Origin of the sequence: Dechloromonas hortensis (assembly GCF_009469765.1) — a bacterium.
GTDB lineage: Bacteria > Pseudomonadota > Gammaproteobacteria > Burkholderiales > Rhodocyclaceae > Azonexus > Azonexus hortensis.
Genome location: NZ_SSSQ01000002.1, coordinates 61,400 through 78,819 on the forward strand (window position 1 = coordinate 61,400; position 17,420 = coordinate 78,819).

Consider the following 17,420-nt stretch of genomic DNA (forward strand, 5'->3'; position numbering starts at 1 on the left):
AGCCAGTGTTTACCCCCGGAGAAACCTTTTTTCTTGAATTAGGGAGACAGATTCATGGGTGAAATCCTCATGGCCATCAAGGCCACGCACGTTCCTTCAATGCTCATTTCCGAGCAACCGGGGCCGGCGCACGGCTGCCGTCAGGCGGCGATCGATGCCGAGCGCGAAATCGGCCGTCGTGCCGTCGAGCTGGGCGTCGATACTTTCGTCGTGTTCGACACGCACTGGCTGGTTAACGCGGGTTATCACATCAACAACAATGCGGTGCACAAGGGCAACTACACCAGCCACGAATTCCCGCATTTCATCCAGGATCTGCCTTACGAATTCCCGGGTAACCCGGAACTGGGCGCGATGATCGCCGAGGAAGCCACTGCGATGGGCGTCAAGACGCGCGCCCACCAGGTCGCGTCGCTCGATCTCGAATACGGCACCATCCTGCCGATGCGCTACATGAATCCGGAAGGCAAGATCAAGGTCGTCTCGATCGCCGGCTGGAGCACCTTCGGCTCGCTCGAAGAGTCGCGCATCCTCGGCGAAGCGCTGGCCAAGGCCGTCGCCCGCAGCAACTGCAAGGTCGCCATCGTCGCCTCCGGCTCGATGTCGCACCAGATCTGGGAAAACCGCCTGGTCGAGGAAGGCTTCAATTCGATCAGCCGCGAATTCAACAAGCAGGTCGACCTGCGCGCCCTGCAACTGTGGGAAGAAGGCCAGTGGGCCACCTTCCTGCGCATGCTGCCCGAGTACGCACAGTACTGTACCGGCGAAGGCAAGATGCACGACACCGCAATGCTGTTCGGCGCCATCGGCTGGGACAAGTACGAAGGCAAGGCCGAGATCGTCTGCCCCTATTTCGAAAGCTCGGGCACCGGCCAGACCGTCGTCAGCTTCCCCGTCGCCGGCATTCCGCTGGTTGCGACCGGGATCGGCGCCGGCATGCCGGTTTCCTGACTGAACTGACTATTTTCTGAAGGAGCAAGGAATGCCCCATCTCATCTACGAATACACCGACAACCTTGACCCGGCCGAGGCCGACATCAAGGGGCTGCTGAAAAAATCCAACCAGGTGTTGATCGACCAGGGTGGGGTGTTCCCGATCGGCGGTATCCGTTCCCGCGCCATCCGCCTCAACGACTACTGCGTCGCGGATGGCACGGTCGATGACGCCTTCGTGCATGCGACGCTGAAGATCGGCGGTGGACGTTCGGAAGAGGCCAAAAAGAAGGCCGGCGACGAGCTGTTCAAGATGATCAGCGAGCATTTCGCCGCCATTTACCAGAAACGCACGCTGGCCCTGTCGATGGAAATCGTCGAGTTCAGCGAAGCCGGCACCTGGAAGCAAAACAATATTCACGCCCGCTACAAGAAGGCCTAACCCCACCAAGAGGAATGAACATGCTTAGCCAAGACATTATCGAAGCGACTGCCCGTCGCTTCCACGAAGCCGAAAAGACCCGCCAGCAGATCCGACAGATCTCGCTGGATTACCCGGAAATCACCATTCCCGACGCCTATGCGATCCAGAAGGCCTGGGTCGACATGAAGCTCGCCGAGGGCCGCAAGATCGTCGGCCACAAGATCGGCCTGACCTCGCGCGCCATGCAGATGTCGTCGCAGATCAACGAGCCGGACTACGGCACGCTGCTCGACGACATGGTCTTCGCCGATGGCGGCGAGATCCCGGTCGACCGCTTCATCGTGCCGATGATCGAGGTCGAACTGGCCTTCATCCTCAAGGACCGCCTCGAAGGCGAGAACGTCAGCATGCTCGACGTGCTGTCGGCCACCGACTACGTGATCCCGGCGCTGGAACTGATCGATGCCCGCTCGCAGCGCATCGACCCGGAAAGCAAGCGGCCGCGCAAGGTGTTCGACACCATTTCCGACAATGCCGCCAACGCTGGCATCATCATGGGCGGCCGTCCGGTCAAGCCGCTCGACATCGACCTGCGCTGGGTCTCGGCGCTGCTCTACCGCAACGGCGTGATCGAGGAAACCGGCGTCGCGGCAGGCGTCCTGAACCACCCGGCGAACGGTATCTCCTGGCTGGCCAAGCGCTTCGCGCCGCACGGCGTGGCGCTCGAGCCGGGCCAGATCATCCTCGCCGGTTCCTTCACACGGCCGGTCCCGGCCAGCCGGGGCGACACCTTCCATGTCGATTACGGCCCGCTCGGCAACATCACTTGCCGTTTTGTCTGAAAAACAGGAGTCGACCGTGGAAATGCCCCTCAACACCTTCAAGCGCGCACTGGCTGCTGGCGAAACCCAGATCGGCCTGTTTCTCGGCCTGGCCAACGCCTACACCGCCGAAATCGTCGCCGGTACCGGCTTCGACTGGCTGCTGATCGACGGCGAGCACGGTCCGAACGACCTGCGCAGCATCATCGAACAGTTGCAGGCGCTGGCCCCGTACCCGGTCAAGCCGGTGGTGCGCACCGTTGACCACGACGTCGCCCGCATCAAGCAGTTGCTCGATGGCGGTGCCCAGACGCTGATGGTGCCGATGGTCGAGACCGCCGCCGATGCCGAAAAGTTGGTCCGCGCCATGCGCTACCCGCCACATGGGATCCGTGGCGTCGGCACGGCGATGGCCCGCGCCGCCCGGTGGAACGGCGTCGAAGGCTATTTTGCCAAGGCCGACCAGGAAATGTGCCTGATTGTGCAGATCGAATCGACCGCCGGCTTGGCCGGGCTCGACGCCATCCTCAAGGTCGAGGGCGTCGACGCGGTGTTCATTGGGCCGTCCGATCTGGCGGCGTCGATGGGTCATTTGGGCAATCCGGGTCACGCCGAGGTCAAGGCTGCGGTCAACGCTGCCATTGGCAAGATTTCCGCCGCCGGCAAGGCGGCTGGGGTCTTCTCGGCTGATCCGGTGGCTGCCGAGGCTTATCGGGAGATTGGGGCGAGCTTTTTGCTGGTTGGGGTCGATGCGCTGCTGTTGAGGAATTCGGCGGTGGCGTTGGCGGACAAGTTCAAGAAGGCTGGCTCGGCGCAGAGCGGCGCGGCGTACTGATGGGGTTTTTGCCTTTTCATGCGGTGCTTTCCGCCTTGAGGGCGTCTCACTTTCTTTTGCTTCGCCAAAAGAAAGTAAGCAAAGAAAAGGCGACCCCAGGTTACGCGGTCGGCTGCGCCGACTTCCCTGCGCTACTCGCTACTGGCGGGGGCTGCGGAACTCGGCCCAGCGGGCCTCAGACAGTCCTCGCCCTTTTTCCGCCAGCAGCTCCGTTGCTTGGCGCTTCACATGGGGACCCGAAAAGCGTCCCAGAACCAGCCGTAACCCAGTTTTTTGATTGCTGCGGTCGACTCCGCAAAAACCCCAAAAACCATTCCAGCCAGTCGAGCCCGGACGTTTTTCCGGGCCCCTTGAAAGGTGCCGAGCAACGCAGAAATGCCGGGGGCCTTCGGCGAGCACTGTTTGAGGGGCGCAGCCCCGAGTTGCGCAGCCGCCCGGCGTTTCGAGTAGCGCAGGGAATCCCCGAAGGGGACACCGACCCAGGGGTGGCCTTTTCTTTGGCTACTTTCTTTTGGCCACCCAAAAGAAAGTACGCCCGCCAGCAAGGCGGAACCCCAAGCCAGCCCAGCGGAACCATCGCCAATAACCCGCAAAACGCTTAACCAAGAACACCCCAAGGAGAACACCCCATGCTATCCCTGAACGACACCAACCTGCTGCGCCAGGCCTGCTACATCGATGGCGCCTGGGTTCCCGCCGACAGCGGCGAAACCTTCCCGGTCACCAACCCGGCCACCGGCGAAACCATCGCCACCGTGCCGCGTTGCGGCGCCGCCGAAACCGAGCGTGCGGTGCAGGCGGCCGACCAGGCGCTGAAGACCTGGCGCGAAACGACTGCTGTCGAGCGCAGCCGTATCCTGCGCCGCTGGTTCGACCTGATGATGGCCAACCAGGAAGACCTCGCCCGGCTGATGACGGCCGAGCAGGGCAAGCCGCTGGCCGAATCGCGCGGTGAAATCGCCTATGCCGCCGCCTACGTCGAGTGGTTCGCCGAGGAGGCCAAGCGCGCCTACGGCGAAGTCATCCCGTCGCCGTTCAAGGACCGCCAGCTGGTCGTTACCAAGGAGCCGGTCGGTGTCTGCGCGGCCATTACGCCGTGGAACTTCCCGTCGGCGATGATCACCCGCAAGGTCGCCCCGGCACTGGCCGCCGGCTGCACCATCATCTTGAAGCCGGCCGAGCAGACGCCGCTGTCGGCGCTGGCCCTGGCCGAACTGGCCGAACGTGCCGGCGTGCCGGCCGGCGTTTTCAGCGTCGTCACCGGCAAGGCCTCGGCCATCGGCGGCGTGATGACGGCCAGCCCGATCGTCCGCAAGCTGACCTTCACCGGCTCGACGCCGATTGGCCAGTTGCTGATGGCGCAATGCGCCGGCACGGTCAAGAAGATGTCGCTGGAGCTGGGCGGAAACGCTCCGTTCATCGTCTTCGACGACGCCGACCTCGATGCCGCGGTGGCCGGTGCCATCGCCTCCAAATACCGCAACGCCGGCCAGACCTGCGTTTGCTCCAACCGCTTCCTGGTCCAGGATGGCGTCTATGACGCCTTCGCCGCCAAGCTGGCGGCCGCCGTTTCGGCCTTGAAGGTCGGCCACGGCACGGAGGAGGGCGTCACCCAGGGGCCGCTGATCGACGAACCGGCCATCGCCAAGGTCGAGGAACTGGTCAAGGATGCCATCGACAAGGGCGCTCGCGTCGTTACCGGCGGCAAGCGTCATGCGCTCGGCCGGACCTGGTTCGAGCCGACCATCCTGGCCGATGTGCTGCCTGGCATGGCTGTCGCCAAGGAAGAGATTTTCGGCCCGGTCGCCCCGCTCTTCCGCTTCAAAACCGAAGCCGAGGCCGTGCAGATGGCCAACGATACCGAGTTCGGGCTGGCCGCCTACTTCTTCTCGAAGGACCACGGCCGCGTCTGGCGCGTCTCGAAGCAGCTCGAATACGGCATGGTCGGCGTCAATACCGGCCTGATCTCGACCGAGGTTGCCCCGTTCGGCGGCGTCAAGATGTCGGGCATTGGCCGCGAAGGCTCCAGCCACGGTCTCGACGAGTACATGGAAACCAAGTACCTGGCGCTCGGCGGCCTGTAAGCAACCCAAGTCGTTCCCGTACCCCAAGGGCACTTCCTTTGAGGCGCCTGCCCGGGAATGACCTATCAAGCAGACACCTTCTTAATGACGACTTCTGCCATCGAACCGGCCCGCGAGGGCCGTTTCATTTTGTTGCTCGGCGCGCTGGTCGCCTTCGGGCCGCTTTCCATCGACCTCTACCTGCCGGCTTTGCCGGCGATGGCGGCGGGCCTGGCGGCTTCGGCGGAAGCGGTGCAACTGACGATCACCGTCTTCCTGGCCGGCTTCTCGGTCGGCATGCTGTTTTACGGCCCGATCTCGGACCGCTACGGGCGGCGCACAGTGCTGCTCAGCGGCATCGCCATCTTCGCGCTGGCCAGCCTGGCCTGCGTGCTGGCGCTGGCGGTCGAACAGCTGATCGTCGCCCGCTTTCTGCAGGCCCTGGGTGGCGGGGCGGCTTCGGTGCTGGCGCGGGCCGTCGTCCGCGACGTCTATACGCCGACCGAGGCGATCCGCAAGTTGTCGCTGATGGCCATGGTCACCGCCATCGCGCCGCTGCTGGCGCCGATTCTCGGCAGCGTGCTGCTCGATCATTTCGGCTGGCGGGGCACCTTCGGTGCCTTGCTCGCCTGGGGCTTGCTCAGCCTGCTGGTCGTCTGGTTCCAGTTGCCGGAAACCCTGCCCGCCGAGCGCCGCGGTCAACTGTCGCTGGCCAGTGCTTTTGCCGCCTACGGCCGGCTGCTCTGCGATCCGGCGGCAGTGGGCCTGCTGCTGGCCGGCGGCATGTCGTTCGCCGCGATGTTCGCCTACATCACCGGTGGCCCGTTCTATTTCATCGAACTGCATGGCTACTCGCCACTGGCCTTCAGTCTGCTGTTCGCGGCCAATGCCCTGGGTATCTTCACGGCCAATTTCCTGAACAGCCGGCTGGTGCGCCGCCAGGGGGCGGCAGTCATGGCCGGAGTCGGCAGCGGCTTCGGCTTTGTCGGCGCCTTGCTGCTATGGGTCGCCAGCGGTGTTGGCGATGCGCTGCCGGCGGTGCTGGCCGGGCTGTTCATCGTCGTCAGCATGACCGGCCTGCTCGGTGCCAACTGCGTCGGGCTGCTGATGGCGCGTTACCCACAGAACGCCGGCGCCGCGGCGGCCCTGTTCGGGGCCAGCCAGTTTGGCCTCGGCATGCTGGCCAGCGCAACGATCAGCTATTTCCATGATCCAAACGGCAGGGCCATGGCCTGGGTCATTCTGGCGGTATCGGGCATGTCGCTGCTCGGCTGGTTCTGTTTCCGGCTGTGTGGTGAACGCCGTTAAGGATTCGGTGTCAGGCAATTATTCGGAGGGACGACATGAATGCCATCTCATGCCATGAAGCAGACGCCCATCTGGCCAGCGAAACCCACTACCTCGGGTGGCGTGCCGAACAGGCGCTGGGCAGTCCCGATGCAACGCTGTTCAGTCTCGATGTCGATGAAGCCTCGAGCCGGCTCTCCGACGTTTACAACAGCAACCGCCTGCGCCTGGCCGGGCGGCCGCAGGATTTCCGGATGCGCCTGCGGACTTCGCAGATCGGGCGCCTGGGCCTGGCGACGCTGGCCTTCGGCGCGGAAATCGATATTGAGCAGTCGGGTGACCGCCCCTTCGTGCTGGTCACTACCCAGGTCAGCGGTTTCTCCCGGGTGACGACGGCGGCCGGCACGGCCGAAGGCGGCCGCGGCTTCGTTGTCGTCGATTCGGCTGGCCAGTCGGTGCGCAAGCGCTTCAGCGGCGACAGCGAGCGCTGCAACGTGCGCGTTGACCAGGCCGCCATCGACGCCAAATGCGCCGCCTTGCTGGCTCGTCCGCTCGACCGTCCGCTGCATTTTTCCCCCTTCGGTTCCAACAACGGCACGGTCCAGCGGCGCTGGATCGGACTGCTGCAGATGTTGCTCGGCTATGTCGGGACGACCGTGCCGGCACCATCCGAACCGATCATCCACAACCTGGAAGAAGCGGTGTTGCTGCACCTGCTGCTCGAGCACGAACACTCGTACAGCGAAGCACTGCGCCAGGCGAGGACGGGGCTGGCGCCGCGCCATGTCAAGCGGGCCGAGGACTACATTCGGGCCAATGCCCGGGAAGCCCTGACCCTGGAGCGGATTGCCGAGGCGGTCGGCTGCAGCGTGCGCACGCTCGGCGAAGGTTTCCACAAGGCACGCGGCACGACGCCGATGAACTTTCTGCGCCAGGTCCGCATGGCCGGCGTGCGCAGCGACTTGCAGGGCGATTGTCGGCCGGGCGGCATTGCCGAGATCGCGCTGGCCTGGGGCTTCAATCATCTGGGCCGCTTTGCCGCCGACTACCGCCGCAGTTTCGGCGAATCGCCGTCGGAAACCCTTCGTCGGGCGGCCTGACCGGCAACAATCCGCCGGATGCGGATAGCCGGCGCCAGATCCGGATAGTGGCCGGCGGGGCGTCTTCCTATGATGTGGCGGTGGGCTTTCAGCCCATCGTGCAAACAACATCGAGGAGACCCCAATGAGAATTTCATTACCCCGCCGCCTGCTGCTCGCCGGCTTTGCGCTGGCGGCGGCGCAGGCCGCCCAGGCCCAGGAAGTCACGTTCAAGATTGCCCATTTCCTGCCGGCGGTCGCCACCACCCAGAAGCAGGTGCTCCAGCCCTGGTGCGACGAAATGGGGCAACTGTCGAACGGCCGCATCAAGTGTCAGTTTTACCCGTCCATGCAGTTGGGCGGCACCCCGGCCCAACTCACCGACCAGGTCAAGAACGGCGTCGCCGATATCGTCTGGACTGCACCCGGCTACAGCACCGGGCGCTTCCCGAAGACCGAGGCGCTCGAACTGCCCGGCGTTCTGCCGTTGGGCGGCTTGTCCGGCGGCCGTGCCGTCTGGGATTTTTACGGACAGCAGCTCAAGGATGAGTACAAGGATTTCAAGGTGCTGGCCATGCATGGCGACGGCGGCATGAATATCCATACCGCCGGCAAGCCGCTGGTGACGGCCGCCGATTTCAATGGCATCAAGCTCCGCTCGCCCAACCGGACCATTGCCCGGACCCTGAAAGCCCTGGGCGCGACGCCGGTCGCCATGCCGCCGGCGCAGGTTACCGAGGCGATCTCGAAAGGCGTGGTCGATGGCGCATCGGCGGTCTGGGAGGTCATGCTGCCGACCAAGCTCGACGAAGTGACGAAATACCATTTCGAGACCCCGGCTGAACGGCCGGTGATGGGGGCCACCATCCTGGTCGTGCTGATGAACAAGCAGAAGTACGAGTCGCTGCCGGCCGACCTCAAGGCGATTATCGACAAGACCTCGGGGCTGGCGCTGGTCGAGCGTTATGGCAAGGCCTGGGACGAGGCGTCGATTGCGGCGCGCAACAAGGTCAAGGCAACGCCGGGCCATACCCTGACCGTCGTCTCGCCGGGCAACTACGACGCCATCCTGAAGCAGTTGGAAGTCGTCGAAAAGGAATGGCTGAGCGACGCCAAACAGAAAAACATCAACGGTGAAGCGCTGGTCGCCGCCGCCCGCGAAGCGGCCCGCAAGCAGAAGAACTGAACGCCACATCACATCGACAAGGAATACCGACATGAATCCACAAGGCAACTACTACGATCATCCGCAACGCTTCAGTCCCGAGGAATGGGCGCTGCGCGTCAAACTGGCCGGCGTCTACCGGATCTTCGCCTACCTCGGCTGGGACGAACTGATCTACAACCACATTTCGGTGCGCGTGCCGGGCCCGGAAAAACACTTCCTGATCAATCCGTTCGGCTTGCACTACCAGGACGTCTGCGCCTCCAACCTGGTCAAGGTCGATATCAAGGGGCAGATCATCGGCCCCTCGGACTGGCCGATCAATCCGGCCGGCTTCACCTTCCACTCGGCCATCCACGACAAGGTGGCGGACGGTCATTGCGTGATGCACGTCCATACCACGGCGACCCAAGCCGTCTGCTGCCTGAAGGATGGCCTGTCGTATAGCAACTTCTACGCCGCCCAGCTTTACGGCAAAGTCGCCTGGCACGAGTTCGAGGGCATCACCGTGCATCTGGAAGAGGGCGAGCGCATTTTGCAGAGCGCCGGCGACAAGCCGGTGCTGATGCTGCGCAATCACGGTCCGGTGGTGATCGGGGCGACGCTGGCCCAGGCTTTTTCGCTGATGTGGCTGGTCAACCGGGCCTGCGAAATCCAGCTTGCGGCGCAATCGATGGGCGCCGTGCTCGATATCCCGGAGCCGGTGTTGCGCAAGTGCGTCGCCGATTCGCTCAATTTCGATCCCAAGTTCGGGGCGGGCGAAGATGCGCTGGCGGCGATGACCCGGATCATCGACCGGCTCGATCCGTCCTACCGCAACTGAGCGATTGCCCGGTTGCCCGGCCGGCAGGCCTGGCGACCGGGCGCCGTGGGCAGGCAAGGCGGTGGCTTGAAGCGCGCCCCGTGGTGGTGAAAATACGTTAATATGTTAGCAATTTATCGCCCGGTTGCCGCTACTGCGGTGCCAGCGTTTAGTATTGCTCTTCCCCCATGGTCGATCACCCGATGTCCACTCTTGTTCTGCCGCCGGCAATCCGTTCCCTGGCGCACCGCAATTTCCGGCTTTACTTCCTCGGTCAGGCGATTTCCATCCTCGGTTCGTGGATCCAGCAGGTGGCGCTCTCCTGGCTGGTCTACCGGCTGACCGGCTCGGCCGCGCTGCTCGGCGTCACCGCCTTTTGCGCCTTGATCCCGCAGTTGCTGGTCGGCCCGCTGGCCGGGGCCTGGATCGACAAGCAGGACAAGCGGAAGTGGCTGATCGGCATCCAGTCGCTGCTCGCGGCGCAAGCCTTTTTACTGGCCGGGCTGACTTGGTCGGGGCTGATCGGCACCGGCTTCATCATCCTGATGTCGCTGACCCTGGGCATCCTGAACAGTTTCGATACCCCCTTGCGGCAGTCGCTGATCGGCAGCTTTGTCGGCAGCCGCGAGGATTTGCCCAACGCGCTGGCCCTCAACGCCATGCTGTTCAATGCCGGGCGCTTCGTCGGGCCGCCGATTGCCGGCCTGCTGGTCGGCCTGACTTCCGAGGCGGCCTGTTTCGCCATCAACGGTTTCTCCTTCCTCGCCCTGATCGGCGGCCTGCGCTTTATTCAGATGACGGCCTCGCCGCGGGCGAGCGGTTCGGTCGGTCAGGTCTTCAAGGAAGGCGTTTTGTATGCCTGGCAGACGTGGACCGTCAGGATGCTGATCATCACGCTGATCGGCCTCAATCTGACCGCCTCGGCCTATGCCGTGCTGCTGCCGGTCTTCGCCCGTGACGTCTTTGCCGGCGATGCGACGACGCTCGGCTGGCTGTGGGGGGCGGCCGGTTGCGGCGCCTTCGCCTCGACCATCTTTCTCGCCACCCGCAAGACCATTCCCGGCCTGATTACCGCCGTCGTCGCCGGGGTGGCGATCAGCGCCGTCGCCTTGCTATTGTTCGGGGCGACCACCCGCTTGCCGCTGGCGCTGACGGCGATGGTTGCCCTCGGCTTCGGCATTTCGGTGTGCAATGTCGGCATCAACATGATTTTGCAGAGTGCGGCGCCGGACCAGCTGCGCGGCCGCATCGTTTCCTTCTTTACCTCGGCCCGCTTCGGCTTCGACGCGCTGGGCGGCCTGATTGCCGGTTTCGTTGCCGGCGCGCTCGGGGCAGGGCAGACCTTGCTGTGCGAAGGCGTCGCCCTGTTCCTTTTCGTAATCTTCCTGCTGACCCGCCGTCATCGTCTGACGGCGCAGGTCTCGGCAGCGCATGGAGAAAGCAGCAATGGACATTGAAATGATCGCCTCGCTCGGCCTCGGTAGTGCCGATCAACTGGCCGACAAGGCGCTGGCCGCAGCGGCCGAAGCCGGCGTAAAAGTGTGCGTGGCGGTGGTCGACCGCGCCGGTTACCCGCTGGTCTTCAAGCGCCATCCAGGGGCGCCGTTCCACTCGATCGACATCGCGCTCGACAAGGCCTACACCGTGGTCAGCTTCGGCCCGGCCACCGGCAAGTGGGAGGCACGCCTGGCCAAGGGTTCGGAGCAGTTGCGCCACGGCCTGATGCAGCGCGAGCGCTTCGTCGGCTTCGGCGGCGGCCTGCCGGTCAAGCACGAAGGCGTGCTGGTCGGTGCCATCGGCATTTCCGGTGGCAGCGAGGCGCAGGATGTGGCGTTTGCCGAGGCAGCGCTGGCCGGCTTGCTTGCCGGCGGGTGATTGGTCTGGCCGGCGGGATGCGCGGCTGGGGATGTTTGGCTTGATCGACATTGATCGCTACCTGTCAGGCAGCAAACGGTTGGATCAAGCGAACCGTAGGCCTTGAGCAACTTGCCGGTTGAAGCCTGGCGCATACTTGCTTGACGGAACGGGCAACAGCCAAGGGAGAGAGAGGATGGACGAATTCATGCAAGCCGCCATTGCCGAGGCGCAGGCCGGGCTGAGCGAGGGCGGCATTCCGATCGGCTCGGTGCTGGTGCATCGTGGGGTCATTCTTGGCCGTGGCCACAACCGGCGCATCCAGCAGGGCAGTGCCATCCGGCACGGTGAAATGGATGCCCTTGAAAATGCCGGCCGGCAGCCGGCCCGCGTCTATCGGGAATCCGTTCTCTATACGACCTTGTCACCCTGTGCGATGTGCAGCGGGGCGATTCTGCTGTATGGCATTCCTAGGGTAGTCATTGGCGAAAACCAGAGCTTCCTGGGTGAGGAAGATTTGCTCCGCACCCGCGGCGTCCAGGTGGAGGTTGTTCAGGACTCGACCTGCACGGCCATGATGCAGACCTTTATCGCCAGCAATCCGGAACTCTGGAATGAGGATATTGGCGAATCCGACTGAGCGAGTGCAGAAGTGAATGGCGGCGATGCCGAAAATCTTCGGCGCGCCGCTCAACGAATCAGCAGCCGCCGGAACCAGCGGGTTTGCGGGGCGATCTCCGAACGGTCCCCCGCTCCGTAGGGCGGCGTCGACGGATCCGCCGGTGGGGCGCCGATCTGGGCCAGATCCACCGCCTCCGGTGTGCCGACCAGGCCCTCGCTGCTTAACTGCAGGCGGTAATAGAGGCCATTCCAGAGTTTGGCCCCGAACTCCTGCTGTGTCTTGAACAGAAACAGCAGCGAGTGTTCGAGCCAGCGCAGATCGACCGCGCTGACCGTATGCGGATTCGGGTAGGGGTAGGGCACATGGCACTGGATCTCAGTCTGCCCGTCGAGACACTTGAACTCCTTCATCGACAGGAATTAGTCCTTGAAGACCTGATGATCGAGCTTGATCTCGAATTGAGTCAGCGCACCCGCCGGCTTGAAGACGATCGTTCCTAGACGAATCGGACTGCCTTCGCGGGGTTCGATCAACAGCATCTTTTCGCCATTCATTTCCCAGGCCTGCGCAGGCAATGCGAACAGCGCCTGCAGGGCAAGCAGGCCGCAGGCCATCTTTCCCGCCAATGTCTTCATGGCATTCCCTCCTGTCGTCATCGCTTAGCTTACCAATTGGCCGGTGCATGTGCATCGACCCTGAGGCAGGTTTGTAGCGCCGCCAGTTAGCTGAGGCGTTCGAACTGGTCGATTCCTGACCGGAAGGGCAGTTTGCTAGACACGGTAGATCCTGACCGACTGTTCCATTTCGTGGGCCAGGCGGGCCACCTCGGCGGCGGTCAGCGCCGTGTTTTCAGCGGCGCGGTTGTTTTGCCGCGACATGTCGGCGATGCCTTCGATCTGGACGGCGATATCGTGGTTGGCGTCTTTCTGGCGCGAAACGGCGGCGGCGATGTCGGCGACCATGCCGGCGATCGATTGCGTGCTGGTGCCGACCTGCTGCATTTCGCGGTCGGCCAGATTGGCGCGGGCGACGCCGGTTTCGACCTTGCCGACCATGGCCTGGATGCCTTCGACCGTTTCCTGCGCGGTATCGTGCATCTGCGAGATATTGGTCCAGATTTCGGCGGTCGATTGGGCGGTCCGTTCGGCCAGCTTGCGCACCTCGTCGGCAACGACCGCGAAACCGCGCCCGTGTTCGCCGGCCCGGGCCGCTTCGATGGCGGCGTTGAGGGCGAGCAGGTTAGTCTGTTCGGCGACATCCTTGATCACCGAAACGACGGCATCAATCCGCGTGCTGCTCTCGTCGAGGCGGCGCACCTGACTGGAGGAGACGGTGACGGTCTCGGCGATGCCGTTGATGTCATCCACCGTCTGGCGGATGACCTGGGCCGAGTCGCGGGCCTTGAGCAGCGACTCTTCCGACAGTTGCTTGGCCGTTTCGGCGCTGGCCGCCGCCAGTTCGGCCGAGACGGCGAGTTCCTGCACGGTGCCGGCAATGCTGCTCGCCGCTTCGCTCTGCCGCATCGAGGCAGCCGACATCTGGCTCGAATTGCTGGCCATGCGTTCGGCCGCCGAACTCAGTTGCATGGTCATCTGGCAGACCTGGCGGAAGCTGGCCTGTAGTTTTTCGAGCAGGCCGTTCAGGGCGCGCTGCGTCTGGCCGATCTCGTCGCGGCTACTGGCCGGCAGGCGGACCGTGAAGTCGAGTTCGCGGCCGATTTTCTCGAACATGGTCAGCATCTGCTTCAGCGAGCCGGTGACGCTGCGGTAAAGCATGTTGCCGAGCAGGCCGCAGGAGACGATGCCGAGCAGGATGACGCCGATCATCAGGCGCGTGCCCAGCGTGTAGGCGGCATGCGACTCCTCGCCGTGGGCGCGGGCCTGGCTTTCCTTGTACTGGACGTGCTTGCCGATGTTGCCGATCAACTGGTCGATCATCGGCTTGTTTTCCTCGGCCAGGCTGCGCGCCGGTTCGTCCATGTTGGCCTGCGACAGCGCGATGATCTGCTCGACCATGAAGAAATATTCATCCATCAGCATGGCGCTGCTGTCGCGCAGCTTGCGGTCCTGCTCGTCGGTGATGAAGGACTCGTAGCTGGCCAGCGTTTCCTTCTGGGTCTTGCGTAGTTCGGCGATGGTCTTTTCCTGCTCGGCCATCCGGTCCTTTTCGGTATTCAGGATGTGGTAGAGCAGGGCGACCTGGGTGTTCTGGAAGTCGCTCTCGATCTTGTGCACGATGCGGATGCCGGGAATGATCCGGGCATTGGTGAAGGCCTGCCCCTCGTCCATCTGCCACATTTCCAGCATGCCGAGCAGGCCGACGGTGAGCGGTCCGATGATCGCCAGCGCGATCAGGGTCAGGAATTTGTGTCCGATGGACATGCGTCTCCTCCAGTTATTTACTAATATATTAATTATTTGTCTATTTTTTTTCCGGAAGGACCCACGGCCGAAGGCAGAGGGTCGATCCGGAATTTACGCTAATATATTAGCGATTATTTGCCGTGGCAAGCGCTTCCGCTCGTGTCCTGCCGGGCAGCCCGGGAATGTCCGCTTCTTGCCGCCCAAAGCCGGCGCAATTCGGTAACATTCCGCCCTTACACTTCCCGCCCCAACCCATGGAAATCTGACGATGCAATACCACGCTGCCAATACCGATTCGCTGATGTTCATCACACCCCGCCCGGACATCGTCTTCGAGCGCGGTGAGGGCTCCTGGCTGTACGACCACGCCGGCCGCAAGTACCTCGACTTCATCCAGGGCTGGGCGGTCAACTGCCTCGGCCACTGCCCGCCGGAAATCGCCGCCGCGCTGACCGCGCAGGCGAGCCGGCTGATCAACCCGAGCCCGGCCTTCTACAACGGCCCGATGGTCGAGTTGGCCGGTCTGCTCACCGACAACTCCGTGTTCGACCGCGTCTTTTTCGCCAACACCGGTGCCGAAGCCAACGAAGGGGCGATCAAGCTCGCCCGCAAATGGGGCCGCCTGCACAAGGACGGCGCCTACGAGATCATCACCTTCGGCCATTCCTTCCACGGCCGCACGCTGGCCACCATGTCGGCCTCCGGCAAGGCCGGCTGGGACACCATCTACGCGCCGCAGGTCGCCGGTTTCCCGAAGGCCACCTACAACGACATTGCTACGGTCGACGCCCTGATTGGGCCAAAAACCGTTGCCGTGATGCTGGAGCCGGTGCAGGGCGAAGGCGGGGTGATCCCGGCCGACGTCGAGTTCCTCAAGGCCCTGCGCGAACTGACCACGGCTCGCGGCGTGCTGCTCATCGTCGACGAAGTGCAGTCCGGCATGGGCCGCACCGGCAAGCTGTTCGCCTACGAACATGCCGGCATCACGCCGGACATCATGACGCTGGGCAAGGGCATCGGCGGCGGCGTGCCGCTGGCGGCACTGCTCGCCCGCGAGGCGATCTGCTGTTTCGAGCCGGGCGACCAAGGCGGCACCTACAACGGCAACCCGTTGATGACCGCGGTCGGCGTCGCTGTCATGCAGCGCCTGCTGGCACCCGGTTTCCTGGCTGAAGTCGAAGCCCGGGGGCAATACCTGGCCAAGCGCCTGCTCGAACTGTCGGCCAAACATGGCCTGAAGGGTGAGCGCGGTTCCGGCCTGTTGCGCGCCCTGATCCTCGACGACGAACGCGGCCCTGCCATCGTCCAGGCCGCGCTGAAGCTGGAAGGCGTCGGCCTGCTGCTCAACTCGCCACGCCCGAACCTGCTGCGCTTCATGCCGGCGCTGAACGTCAGCGAAGGCGAAATCGATCAGATGATCGAACTGCTCGACGGCCTGCTGCAGAAATAAGGGTTTGCCGGAAGCCGGCCGGGCGGCCGGCTTCCTTGCTGCTTTCAGCGTGCAGGATGGCTGGCAGCCAGCGCTAGCGGATAGTTGCTCCAGCTTGACTGGTGCAGGTGCAACCAACGCTGCCAATCTCGTCATTCAAATTCACCGGAACGCGCTCCGTCTCAAATCATTCTGTGCGCTAACGCACGGTGACATGCGATCCCTGCTGCTACTTTTGAAGCCTCATTGATGTAGCAATGGAGATGATCATGGACAAAATGAATCAATCGCGGCGAGCTGTTTTCCGCGCAGCCATCGCCACCGGCTGCGTACTATGTGTGCCAGCCGCCCTCGCTGCAGATGCCACGACGAAGAATACGAAACCTGCGGCTGGAGATGCCTCACCTCAGGTAAAAAAGACGCCGCAGGCGGCCGTGCAATACCAAACCAAACCCAAGGGGGAGCAAAAATGCGCCCTTTGCATGCACTTCATTTCTGAATCGGGCACCTGCAAGGTGGTCGAAGGAAAAATCAGTCCAGAGGGCTGGTGTACCTTATGGGCCAAGAAAGCCTGATACGCGTTCAGGCAGCAGCCCATAGCCGCTAGCGAGGAGGCTCTCCAAACTGCCTCCTGTACTGCTCAAGATTCCTCCGGCTTTCAGCAAGTTCCGTCTCGAGTTCCGCGTTGATCTTCGCTTGACTCTCACACGAGGGGCATGCCTCGGTGCTATTCGCCAGGGCATCACGCTCAAGCATTTCAAGGGTGTCAGGATGGACGCCGAATGCTTCGGCTATTTCTTTGAGGGTCTCGCAAGCGCCGTCGGAACCCCGAGCATGCGCATGCGACACCCTTCTTGTGAGGTGGGGCCCAAATTTCTCGCCTGTATCGAGTCTGCGATTCCGTGAGTTGTTACGACGCTCACAGCCGTAAGGATTGTCGCTAGAGAACTTCCGACGATCTTCGCCTGTTCTGCGCTCTTGCACCATATCCATTATCTCTCCTCTTACGCCTGGCGAGGTCGGCGACCCACGCCCAACCAAATGCGATTGGACTGGGGAACTCCATCCTTGTTCGATATTTGATTACTGCGGTTCAGTCTGCACCCAGGATGCCGGGCTCGTATGTTCGATAGCGAACGGATAACTGCTTCGGTTTTTCCTCGGGACTAATGGCGATTAAACGGCGACCAACCTTGGCGATGCCGAGTTTTTCCCTGGCCCGGGCAGTTTAGTTAGCGGACGGGGGCGGGCTGACAGCCGTCGCTGACGGCCCGCCATTTTTGCCGTTTTTACGCGGTCGACCGCAGGAGTCGCCGATTCCGGCGGCGGGCAGCGCCGCCGCCGAGGGTCAGGCTACTGCAAAGCGCTGCCGCAGATAGGCGATGATCTCGCCCGATTCGTACAGCCACTGCGTGTTGCCGGCCGCATCATTGATCTTCAGGCAGGGCACCTTGGTTTGGCCGCCGCCGGCGAGCAGCGCGGCGCGGTTGTCACCTTGTTGTTGGGCATCGCGCGTTTCGACGCTCAGCGACAGCCGGCGCATTTCCTGGCGCACCTTGATGCAGAACGGGCAGGTCTTGTACTGGTAGAGGGCCAGCTCGCGGCATTGCAGGTCCACCGCCGCCTGGGCGGCCGGAGTGCGGACGATGCCGCGTGGCCGGGTGAGCAACTCGCCGAGCAGCATGAAGGGGCCGAGGACGAGGCGGAGGAGCTTGAAGAAGCTGCGGATGATGATTTTCATGG

The 17,420-nt window shown here is 63.3% G+C and carries 18 protein-coding genes; 14 read left to right on the plus strand and 4 right to left on the minus strand.

Features of this window, described 5'->3' with window-relative positions; translation table 11 throughout:
* The first annotated feature begins 54 nt into the window (after nucleotides 1-54).
* The 12 genes from hpaD (at nucleotide 55) to GH663_RS03685 (ending at nucleotide 11,903) form a co-directional block, all read left to right on the plus strand.
* Nucleotides 55-951 carry a 3,4-dihydroxyphenylacetate 2,3-dioxygenase gene (hpaD, locus tag GH663_RS03630; RefSeq protein ID WP_153130340.1) on the plus strand — a complete coding sequence of 299 codons (897 nt, stop codon included), beginning with the start codon at nucleotides 55-57 and terminating at the stop codon, nucleotides 949-951.
* A 31-nt stretch (nucleotides 952-982) separates the two neighbouring features.
* Nucleotides 983-1,375, plus strand: coding sequence for a 5-carboxymethyl-2-hydroxymuconate Delta-isomerase (locus GH663_RS03635; protein ID WP_066886317.1), 393 nt, complete (start codon nucleotides 983-985; stop codon nucleotides 1,373-1,375).
* A gap of 20 nt (nucleotides 1,376-1,395) precedes the next feature.
* Nucleotides 1,396-2,199: a 2-oxo-hept-4-ene-1,7-dioate hydratase gene (gene hpaH, locus GH663_RS03640; protein ID WP_066886504.1), complete on the plus strand. Its 804-nt coding sequence runs from the start codon at nucleotides 1,396-1,398 to the stop codon at nucleotides 2,197-2,199.
* Between the two features lie 22 nt (nucleotides 2,200-2,221).
* On the plus strand, nucleotides 2,222-3,013 hold the full coding sequence (locus GH663_RS03645; RefSeq protein ID WP_246181511.1) for an aldolase/citrate lyase family protein: 792 nt from the start codon (nucleotides 2,222-2,224) through the stop codon (nucleotides 3,011-3,013).
* Nucleotides 3,014-3,642: 629 nt separating this feature from the next.
* Nucleotides 3,643-5,097 carry an NAD-dependent succinate-semialdehyde dehydrogenase gene (locus tag GH663_RS03650; RefSeq protein ID WP_153130342.1) on the plus strand — a complete coding sequence of 485 codons (1,455 nt, stop codon included), beginning with the start codon at nucleotides 3,643-3,645 and terminating at the stop codon, nucleotides 5,095-5,097.
* An 84-nt stretch (nucleotides 5,098-5,181) separates the two neighbouring features.
* Nucleotides 5,182-6,384 carry a Bcr/CflA family multidrug efflux MFS transporter gene (locus GH663_RS03655; RefSeq protein ID WP_211371053.1) on the plus strand — a complete coding sequence of 401 codons (1,203 nt, stop codon included), beginning with the start codon at nucleotides 5,182-5,184 and terminating at the stop codon, nucleotides 6,382-6,384.
* A 35-nt stretch (nucleotides 6,385-6,419) separates the two neighbouring features.
* Nucleotides 6,420-7,463, plus strand: a complete 1,044-nt coding sequence (locus tag GH663_RS03660) for an AraC family transcriptional regulator (RefSeq protein WP_153130344.1) — start codon at nucleotides 6,420-6,422, stop codon at nucleotides 7,461-7,463.
* A gap of 124 nt (nucleotides 7,464-7,587) precedes the next feature.
* Complete coding sequence (locus tag GH663_RS03665) at nucleotides 7,588-8,628, plus strand: TRAP transporter substrate-binding protein (RefSeq protein WP_153130345.1); 1,041 nt, start codon at nucleotides 7,588-7,590, stop codon at nucleotides 8,626-8,628.
* Between the two features lie 31 nt (nucleotides 8,629-8,659).
* Nucleotides 8,660-9,430, plus strand: a complete 771-nt coding sequence (locus tag GH663_RS03670) for a class II aldolase/adducin family protein (protein ID WP_153130346.1) — start codon at nucleotides 8,660-8,662, stop codon at nucleotides 9,428-9,430.
* 182 nt (nucleotides 9,431-9,612) lie between these two features.
* Nucleotides 9,613-10,866, plus strand: a complete 1,254-nt coding sequence (locus GH663_RS03675; RefSeq protein ID WP_153130347.1) for an MFS transporter — start codon at nucleotides 9,613-9,615, stop codon at nucleotides 10,864-10,866.
* A complete protein-coding gene (locus tag GH663_RS03680) occupies nucleotides 10,856-11,284 on the plus strand; it encodes a GlcG/HbpS family heme-binding protein (protein WP_153130348.1) in 429 nt (142 codons plus the stop codon). The genes GH663_RS03675 and GH663_RS03680 overlap by 11 nt, the downstream gene beginning before the upstream one ends.
* Before the next feature lie 175 nt (nucleotides 11,285-11,459).
* On the plus strand, nucleotides 11,460-11,903 hold the full coding sequence (locus GH663_RS03685) for a nucleoside deaminase (protein WP_153130349.1): 444 nt from the start codon (nucleotides 11,460-11,462) through the stop codon (nucleotides 11,901-11,903).
* 50 nt (nucleotides 11,904-11,953) lie between these two features.
* On the opposite strand, the gene GH663_RS03690 is transcribed toward GH663_RS03685, so the two are convergent.
* The 3 genes from GH663_RS03690 to GH663_RS03700 form a co-directional block, all read right to left on the minus strand.
* Complete coding sequence (locus tag GH663_RS03690) at nucleotides 11,954-12,295, minus strand: hypothetical protein (RefSeq protein WP_153130350.1); 342 nt, start codon at nucleotides 12,293-12,295, stop codon at nucleotides 11,954-11,956.
* 9 nt (nucleotides 12,296-12,304) lie between these two features.
* Nucleotides 12,305-12,520, minus strand: coding sequence for a hypothetical protein (locus GH663_RS03695; RefSeq protein WP_153130351.1), 216 nt, complete (start codon nucleotides 12,518-12,520; stop codon nucleotides 12,305-12,307).
* 135 nt (nucleotides 12,521-12,655) lie between these two features.
* The gene (locus GH663_RS03700) at nucleotides 12,656-14,266 is read right to left on the minus strand and encodes a methyl-accepting chemotaxis protein (RefSeq protein WP_153130352.1); all 1,611 of its coding nucleotides are present in this window, start codon (nucleotides 14,264-14,266) and stop codon (nucleotides 12,656-12,658) included.
* Between the two features lie 250 nt (nucleotides 14,267-14,516).
* Here GH663_RS03700 and GH663_RS03705 point away from each other — a divergent pair, with 250 nt between their 5' ends.
* Together GH663_RS03705 and GH663_RS03710 are read left to right on the plus strand one after the other, a co-directional pair.
* Complete coding sequence (locus tag GH663_RS03705; RefSeq protein ID WP_153130353.1) at nucleotides 14,517-15,698, plus strand: acetylornithine transaminase; 1,182 nt, start codon at nucleotides 14,517-14,519, stop codon at nucleotides 15,696-15,698.
* Between the two features lie 248 nt (nucleotides 15,699-15,946).
* Nucleotides 15,947-16,252, plus strand: a complete 306-nt coding sequence (locus GH663_RS03710) for a high-potential iron-sulfur protein (protein ID WP_153130354.1) — start codon at nucleotides 15,947-15,949, stop codon at nucleotides 16,250-16,252.
* Between the two features lie 773 nt (nucleotides 16,253-17,025).
* Here GH663_RS03710 and GH663_RS03715 read toward each other — a convergent pair.
* The gene (locus GH663_RS03715) at nucleotides 17,026-17,418 is read right to left on the minus strand and encodes a glutaredoxin family protein (RefSeq protein ID WP_153130355.1); all 393 of its coding nucleotides are present in this window, start codon (nucleotides 17,416-17,418) and stop codon (nucleotides 17,026-17,028) included.
* Nucleotides 17,419-17,420: the final 2 nt, after the last annotated feature.

Bases quoted from the DNA above. Each gene is read 5' to 3' on its own strand.
- GH663_RS03675 (WP_153130347.1), top strand. From the start codon at position 9,613: ATGTCCACTCTTGTTCTGCCGCCGGCAATCCGTTCCCTGGCGCACCGC.
- GH663_RS03635 (WP_066886317.1), top strand. From the start codon at position 983: ATGCCCCATCTCATCTACGAATACACCGACAACCTTGACCCGGCCGAG.
- GH663_RS03690 (WP_153130350.1), bottom strand. From the start codon at position 12,295: ATGAAGGAGTTCAAGTGTCTCGACGGGCAGACTGAGATCCAGTGCCAT.
- GH663_RS03715 (WP_153130355.1), bottom strand. From the start codon at position 17,418: ATGAAAATCATCATCCGCAGCTTCTTCAAGCTCCTCCGCCTCGTCCTC.
- GH663_RS03700 (WP_153130352.1), bottom strand. From the start codon at position 14,266: ATGTCCATCGGACACAAATTCCTGACCCTGATCGCGCTGGCGATCATC.
- GH663_RS03660 (WP_153130344.1), top strand. From the start codon at position 6,420: ATGAATGCCATCTCATGCCATGAAGCAGACGCCCATCTGGCCAGCGAA.
- GH663_RS03705 (WP_153130353.1), top strand. From the start codon at position 14,517: ATGCAATACCACGCTGCCAATACCGATTCGCTGATGTTCATCACACCC.
- GH663_RS03710 (WP_153130354.1), top strand. From the start codon at position 15,947: ATGGACAAAATGAATCAATCGCGGCGAGCTGTTTTCCGCGCAGCCATC.
- hpaD (WP_153130340.1), top strand. From the start codon at position 55: ATGGGTGAAATCCTCATGGCCATCAAGGCCACGCACGTTCCTTCAATG.
- GH663_RS03655 (WP_211371053.1), top strand. From the start codon at position 5,182: ATGACGACTTCTGCCATCGAACCGGCCCGCGAGGGCCGTTTCATTTTG.
- GH663_RS03650 (WP_153130342.1), top strand. From the start codon at position 3,643: ATGCTATCCCTGAACGACACCAACCTGCTGCGCCAGGCCTGCTACATC.
- GH663_RS03695 (WP_153130351.1), bottom strand. From the start codon at position 12,520: ATGAAGACATTGGCGGGAAAGATGGCCTGCGGCCTGCTTGCCCTGCAG.
- GH663_RS03670 (WP_153130346.1), top strand. From the start codon at position 8,660: ATGAATCCACAAGGCAACTACTACGATCATCCGCAACGCTTCAGTCCC.
- GH663_RS03685 (WP_153130349.1), top strand. From the start codon at position 11,460: ATGGACGAATTCATGCAAGCCGCCATTGCCGAGGCGCAGGCCGGGCTG.
- GH663_RS03680 (WP_153130348.1), top strand. From the start codon at position 10,856: ATGGACATTGAAATGATCGCCTCGCTCGGCCTCGGTAGTGCCGATCAA.
- GH663_RS03665 (WP_153130345.1), top strand. From the start codon at position 7,588: ATGAGAATTTCATTACCCCGCCGCCTGCTGCTCGCCGGCTTTGCGCTG.
- GH663_RS03645 (WP_246181511.1), top strand. From the start codon at position 2,222: ATGCCCCTCAACACCTTCAAGCGCGCACTGGCTGCTGGCGAAACCCAG.
- hpaH (WP_066886504.1), top strand. From the start codon at position 1,396: ATGCTTAGCCAAGACATTATCGAAGCGACTGCCCGTCGCTTCCACGAA.